The 2,380-nt window shown below is 70.9% G+C and carries 1 protein-coding gene; it reads right to left on the reverse strand.

The window, feature by feature from the left end; genetic code table 11:
- On the reverse strand, positions 1–2,380 hold a 2,380-nt coding region (locus tag BN1233_RS42440; protein ID WP_046869718.1), incomplete at its 3' end, for a transketolase.

The raw sequence follows: 2,380 nt of genomic DNA on the forward strand, positions 1-2,380 counted from the left end.
TGAGGTATCGGATGGGTTTGCCTGGGGCGATGAGTTGGGCGGCGGCGGCGATGCCCTGGGCATCGAGACCGTAATGGCGGTAGAGGTCCGGGATCGTGCCGGTCTGCCCGAAATGCTCGACCCCGAGCGCCCGCGTGCGGTGACCCAGCACCGCTCCGAGCCAGCCCAGGGTCGCGGGGTGCCCGTCGAGCACGGTGACCAACCCGCACTCGCGCGGCACCTCGGCCAAGAGCCGCTCGATGTGGCTGCGGGCCTGCCCGCGCCCGCGCTCGCGCGCCCGCTGCGCCGCCGTCCAGCCGGCATTCAGCCGGTCCGCCGAGGTGATCGCCAGAAGCCCGATGTCGCGCCGGTCCTCGCCCATCCGCCCCACCGCCGCAATGGCCTCCGGGGCCACCGCCCCCGTATAGGCCACCACGACCTGCGCGTTCGGGCCCGGGCGGCGCAACCAATACGCGCCGTCGACGATGTCGCGCGCGAGCTCCGGTGCAATCTCCCGCTGCGGCTGCTCGAGAACCCGCGTCGACAGCCGCAGATACACCGAGCCCCCGGTCTCGTCGCGCAGCCAGCTCCGCTCGCTCGGCGCCCCGTCGCCGTCCTTCTGGAGATAGGCAAAGGCCCAGCGCAGGATCACCGCGAGCTCGTCGACAAAGGCCGGCTCGAAGGCCGCCAGCCCGTCCTGGGCCAGGCCGATCAGCGGCGTGCCGATCGACTGATGCGCCCCGCCCTCCGGCGCCAGCGTCACCCCCGAGGGCGTCGCGACCAGGATGAAGCGGGCATCCTGGTAGCAGGCATAGTTCAGGGCATCGAGCCCGCGGGCGATGAACGGGTCGTAGAGCGTGCCGATCGGCAACAGCCGCTCGCCGAACAGCGCATGCGAGAGCCCGAGCCCGGAGAGCAGGCTGAACAGGTTCATCTCGGCAATCCCGAGCTCGATGTGCTGGCCCTGTTGCGAGAAGTCCCACGTGAAGGTCGAGGGAATCCGCTCGGCCCGGAACAGGTCGCGCATCTCCTGGCGGGCGAACAGCCCGCGCCGGTTCACCCAGCCTCCCAGGTTGGTCGAGACCGTCACGTCCGGCGAGGTCGTGACGAGGCGCTCCGCGAGCGGGGTGTCCGAGCGGGCGAGCTCGTTGAGGATCAGCCCGAAGCCGGCCTGGGTCGACAGGGCCGGCTGCCGGGGTGTCGGGAGCGCCTCCGGGACCGGGATCACGGGGGCGCTGAGGCGCCGGGGGCCCTTCTGCACGAAGGGCACACTCGCGAGAAAGCGCTGCAGCTCGGCGGGCGGGATCTGGAGGCCCTCGAAGGGCTCCCATTCGTGGCCGGGCCGGATGCCCATCGCGGCCCGGAAGCCCTCGAGCTGGGCGGGTGTGAGCAGCCCGGCATGGTTGTCCTTGTGGCCGGCGAGCGGCAGGCCAAAACCCTTGATCGTGTAGGCGATGAACACGGTCGGGCGGTCGTGGTCGATCGCCTCGAAGGCCGCGAGCAGGCCCGGCAGGTCATGGCCCCCGAGATTGGTCATCAGGCGGGCGAGCTCCTCGTCGGAGCGCCGCGCGAGCAGGCGGCTGACCGGCCCCTGATCGCCGAGATCGTCGAGCAGGCGCCGGCGCCAGGCGGTGCCGCCCTGGAAGGTCAGGGCCGAGTAGAGCTGGTTCGGGCAGGTATCGATCCAGTCCCGGAGCGTGTCGCCGCCGGGCTCCCGGAAGGCTGCCTCGAGCAGCGAGCCGTATTTGAGCACCACGACCTCCCAGCCGAAGGCCCGGAACAGGGCCTCGAAGCGGGAGAACAGGCCTTCGCGCACCACGGCATCGAGGCTCTGGCGGTTGTAGTCGATGATCCACCAGGTGTTGCGCAGGCCCTGCTTCCAGCCCTCGAGCAGGGCCTCGAAGATGTTGCCCTCGTCCATCTCGGCATCGCCCAAGAGGGCGATCATGCGGCCCTCGGGGCGCTCCAGGCCCCAGCCATGGGCGCGCACGTAGTCCTGGACCAGCGCAGCAAAGAGGGTCTGGGCGACCCCGAGCCCGACCGAGCCGGTCGAGAAATCGACATCGTCGGTGTCCTTGGTGCGCGAGGGATAGGACTGCGCGCCCTGGTAGCCCCGGAAGGCCGCGAGCTTGTCGCGGGTCTGCCGGCCGAGGAGATACTGGAGGGCGTGGAAGACCGGGCCGGCATGGGGCTTGACGGCGACCCGGTCCTCGGGGCGCAGCACCGCGCCGTAGAGGGCGGTCAGGATGGTGGCGAGCGAGGCCGAGGAGGCCTGATGGCCCCCGACCTTGAGGCCGTCCGGGTTCGGGCGCAGGTGGTTGGCGTGGTGGATCGTCCAGGTCGCCAGCCACAACACCTTGCGCTCGAGCTCCGCCAAAACCCGCAACCGAGGATCAGACAT

Origin of the sequence: Microvirga massiliensis, assembly GCF_001006805.1 — a bacterium.
Classification (GTDB): domain Bacteria; phylum Pseudomonadota; class Alphaproteobacteria; order Rhizobiales; family Beijerinckiaceae; genus Microvirga; species Microvirga massiliensis.